At 71.1% G+C, this 4338-nt stretch carries 4 protein-coding genes; all 4 read left to right on the top strand.

Going from position 1 to position 4338, the window contains the following annotated elements:
- A partial coding sequence (locus tag AB0C99_RS39510) for a vitamin B12 dependent-methionine synthase activation domain-containing protein (RefSeq protein ID WP_362485317.1) occupies nucleotides 1-1244 on the top strand: 1244 nt, incomplete at its 5' end.
- A complete protein-coding gene (metF, locus tag AB0C99_RS39505; protein ID WP_362485315.1) occupies nucleotides 1241-2131 on the top strand; it encodes a methylenetetrahydrofolate reductase [NAD(P)H] in 891 nt (296 codons plus the stop codon). The genes AB0C99_RS39510 and metF, both read left to right, overlap by 4 nt.
- Nucleotides 2124-3533 (top strand): adenosylhomocysteinase, encoded by a 1410-nt coding sequence (ahcY, locus tag AB0C99_RS39500; protein WP_362485313.1) that lies wholly within the window; start codon nucleotides 2124-2126, stop codon nucleotides 3531-3533. Before metF ends, ahcY begins: the two co-directional genes overlap by 8 nt.
- Nucleotides 3533-4210, top strand: a complete 678-nt coding sequence (locus AB0C99_RS39495; protein WP_362485311.1) for a maleylpyruvate isomerase family mycothiol-dependent enzyme — start codon at nucleotides 3533-3535, stop codon at nucleotides 4208-4210. Before ahcY ends, AB0C99_RS39495 begins: the two co-directional genes overlap by 1 nt.
- Nucleotides 4211-4338 lie beyond the last annotated feature (128 nt).

Genomic DNA, 4338 nt, shown 5'->3' with positions numbered 1-4338 from the left:
ACCTCGTCGACATCATCCTGTCCAACAACGGCTACAACGTCGTCAACATCGGCATCAAGCAGCCGGTCTCCGCGATCCTGGAGGCGGCCGAGGAGAGCCGGGCCGACGTGATCGGCATGTCGGGCCTCCTGGTCAAGTCCACGGTGATCATGAAGGAGAACCTGGAGGAGCTGAACGGCCGCGGGCTGGCCGAGCGCTTCCCCGTGATCCTCGGCGGAGCCGCCCTCACCCGGGCGTACGTCGAGCAGGACCTGCACGAGCTGTACCGGGGCGAGGTGCGCTACGCCCGCGACGCCTTCGAGGGCCTGCGCCTGATGGACGCCCTGATGGCGGTCAAGCGGGGCGTGCCGGGCGCGAGCCTGCCGGAGCTGAAGCAGCGCCGGGTGCCGAAGCGGGAGACCCCCGTCCTCCAGGTGCGCGAGCCGGAGCCGGCCGGGCGGTCCGACGTGGCCCTTGACAACCCCGTACCGGAGCCGCCGTTCCTCGGGACGAAGGTGGTCAAGGGCATCCAGCTCGCCGAGTACGCCTCCTGGCTGGACGAGAGCGCCCTGTTCAAGGGCCAGTGGGGGCTCAAGGACGCGGAGACCATCGAGTCGGAGGGCCGGCCGCGGCTGCGCGGCTGGCTGGACCGGCTCCAGACGGACCACCTCCTCGAAGCGGCCGTCGTGTACGGCTACTTCCCCTGTGTGTCCAAGGGCGACGACCTGATCGTCCTGGACGAGGACGGAGGCGAGCGGACCCGCTTCTCCTTCCCCCGCCAACAGCGGGGCCGCCGCCTCTGCCTGGCCGACTTCTTCCGCGCGGAGGACTCCGGCGAGGTGGACGTGCTCGCCCTCCAGATCGTCACCGTCGGCTCCCGGATCGGGGAGGAGACGGCGAAGCTCTTCGCCGCCGACGCCTACCGCGACTACCTCGAACTCCACGGCCTGTCCGTGCAGTTGGCCGAGGCGCTGGCCGAGTGCTGGCACGGCCGGGTGCGCGCCGAGTGGGGCATCGGGGGCGCCGACCCGGACGGCATCGAGGGGATGCTGCGCACCGAGTACCAGGGCTGCCGCTACTCGCTGGGCTATCCCGCCTGCCCCGACCTGGAGGACCGGGCGAAGATCGCCGAGCTGCTGCGGCCCGAGCGGATCGGGGTGGAGCTCTCGGAGGAGTACCAGCTGCACCCCGAGCAGTCCACGGACGCCTTCGTCGTGCACCACCCGGAGGCCAGCTACTTCAACGCGGGAGGCAGACGCCTGTGAACCCGAATCCCGGGGGCCCGGTCGCCGGCGCCCCGACCTTCTCCTTCGAGTTCTTCCCGCCGAAGACCGACAAGGGCGAGCAGACCCTGTGGGACGCGATCCGGCGGGTGGAGGCCCTCGCGCCGGACTTCGTCTCCGTGACGTACGGCGCGGGCGGCTCGTCCCGCGACCGGACCATCGAGGTCACCAAGCGGATCGTCACCGAGACGACGCTGCGGCCGGTCGCGCACCTGACGGCCGTCGGGCACTCGGTGGCCGAGCTGCGGGCCATCATCGGCGCCTACGCGGACGCCGGGGTGCGGGACGTGCTGGTGCTGCGCGGCGACCCGCCGGGCGATCCGCGCGGCGCCTGGACCCCGCACCCGGACGGCTTCGCGTACGCCTACGAGCTGGTCGAACTCGTGCGCTCGCTGGGCGAGTTCAGGATCGGCGTAGCGGCCTTCCCGGAGGGCCACCCGCGCTCGGCGGGCCCGGACAGCGACCTGGCGCACTTCGTCGCCAAGTGCCGGGCGGGCGCCGACTACGCGATCACCCAGATGTTCTTCGACCCGGAGGACTACCTGCGGCTGCGGGACCGGGTCGCGGCGGCCGGCTGCGACACCCCGATCATCCCGGAGATCATGCCCGCCACCGACGTGCGCCAGATCCGCCGCTTCGCCGAGCTGTCGGACGCGGCCTTCCCCGAGGACCTGGCGCACCGCCTGGAGGCGGCGAAGGACGACCCGGCCGCCGCGTACCGGATCGGCGTCGAGCACGCCACCGCGATGGGCCGGCGGCTGCTCGACGAGGGCGCCCCCGGCCTGCACTACATCACGCTCAACAAGAGCACCGCCGCCCTCGAAATCCACCGTTCGATCCACGCCTCAAGGAGCCTCGCACGTGTCTGAGTCCACCGGTGCTGTGTTTTCCGACTACAAGGTCGCCGACATCGGTCTCGCGGAGTTCGGCCGCAAGGAGATCACCCTGGCCGAGCACGAGATGCCGGGCCTGATGGCGATCCGCCGCGAGTACGCCGAGCGGCAGCCGCTGGCCGGGGCCCGGATCACCGGCTCCCTGCACATGACGGTGCAGACGGCCGTGCTGATCGAGACGCTCGTCGCGCTGGGCGCCGAGGTCCGCTGGGTGTCCTGCAACATCTACTCCACCCAGGACCACGCCGCCGCCGCGATCGCCGCCGCCGGCATCCCGGTCTTCGCCTGGAAGGGCGAGACGCTGGAGGAGTACTGGTGGTGCACCGAGCAGGCGCTGACCTGGCCGGACGCCGACGGCCCCAACATGATCCTGGACGACGGCGGCGACGCCACGCTGCTCGTCCACAAGGGGGTGGAGTACCGCAAGACCGGGGCGCTGCCGGAGGCCGCGAACGAGGAGCTGGCCGTCGTCCGCGCCCTGCTGGAGAACAGCCCGCTCGACTGGGGGACGATCGCCGCCGAGATCCGGGGCGTGACGGAGGAGACCACCACCGGTGTCCACCGCCTCTACGAGATGCACCGCGAGGGCGAGCTGCTCTTCCCCGCGATCAACGTGAACGACGCCGTGACCAAGTCGAAGTTCGACAACAAGTACGGCTGCCGGCACTCCCTGATCGACGGCATCAACCGGGCCACCGACGTCCTCATCGGCGGCAAGACCGCGGTCGTCTTCGGCTACGGCGACGTCGGCAAGGGCTCGGCGGAGTCGCTGCGCGGCCAGGGCGCCCGGGTCATCGTCACCGAGATCGACCCGATCTGCGCGCTCCAGGCGGCGATGGACGGCTACCAGGTCGCCACCCTGGAGGACGTCGTCGAGACCGCCGACATCTTCATCACCACCACGGGCAACAAGGACATCATCATGGCGTCCGACATCGCCCGCATGAAGCACCAGGCGATCGTCGGCAACATCGGCCACTTCGACAACGAGATCGACATGGCCGGTCTCGCGCAGATCCCCGGCATCGTCAAGGACGAGGTCAAGCCGCAGGTCCACACCTGGACCTTCCCGGACGGCAAGGTCGTCATCGTGCTCTCCGAGGGCCGGCTGCTCAACCTGGGCAACGCGACGGGCCACCCCTCCTTCGTGATGTCGAACTCCTTCGCGGACCAGACCCTGGCCCAGATCGAGCTCTTCACCAAGACCGCCGAGTACCCCGTCGGCGTCTACACGCTGCCGAAGCACCTGGACGAGAAGGTCGCGCGCCTTCACCTGGACGCCCTCGGCGTCCGGCTCACCACCCTCCGCCCGGAGCAGGCCACGTACATCGGCGTTCCGGTCGAGGGCCCGTACAAGCCCGATCACTACCGCTACTGATGTGTCCCGCCGACGTGCACGACAGACGTGACCCCTGGCTGCCGGACCACCTCCTGAAGACCGAGCGGGACCTGCTGATGCCGCTGCTGCGGCGGACGCCCCCCGAAGCCTTCGAGCTCCGCACGGCCTGTCCGGGCTGGACCGCCCGGCAGGTGCTCGCGCACTGCGGGGCGGCCCTGGTCCGGATCGTCGAAGGGCGCCTGGAGGAGGGGGTGTTCCTCCCCGACGCCAACGCCTGCGACGTGGCCGAGCGGGAGGAGTGGGCGCTCGACCGGATCCTCGACGAGCTGGAGCGCGGGCTCACCGAGGCCGGTCCGGTGATCGCCGACCGGGAGGACGGCAGGCTCGACGCCGTCGCGCTCGGCGAGTGGGTCCACGCCGGGGACGTCCGGGAGGCGTTCGGGGAGCCCGGCGCCTACTGCGGGGACGCCCTCGAACTGGCCCTGCCGCTGCTCTCCGTCACCAGCCGCAAGCGGGAGACCCCGCGGCTGGTGGGGGTGCTCGCGGACCGGGGCGGCGGAGAGGTGGACCTCGGCAACGAGATCGAGGGCCGGCCGCCCGCCCGCTTCCACGGCGACGCGGCGACCTTGATCCGCATCTATTCGGGACGCCCGCTGGTACGGACCCGCTACGAGCTGACGGGCGCGACGGAGCAGGAACTGCTCATCTACCGCTGAGAGCGGTGGGCCCCGGTCCGGAAGGACCGTTCCGTCGACCAGAGCCTGATCTCCTTGACCGGTCCATCAGGGGCGCCGTCTCGGAGGCCGTGCGGATGCCGCGGGCGGCGGCGAGCTCGCGGGCCAGG

It is taken from the genome of Streptomyces sp. NPDC048659 (genome assembly GCF_040650575.1).
Lineage (GTDB): Bacteria > Actinomycetota > Actinomycetes > Streptomycetales > Streptomycetaceae > Streptomyces.
The sequence above is the reverse complement of the archived record's forward strand: the minus strand, read 5'-3'. Positions and strand labels throughout refer to the sequence as shown.

What these genes read in the sequence shown, in the direction of transcription:
- AB0C99_RS39495 (WP_362485311.1), top strand. Translation starts at nt 3,533, where the DNA reads ATGTGTCCCGCCGACGTGCACGACAGACGTGACCCCTGGCTGCCGGAC.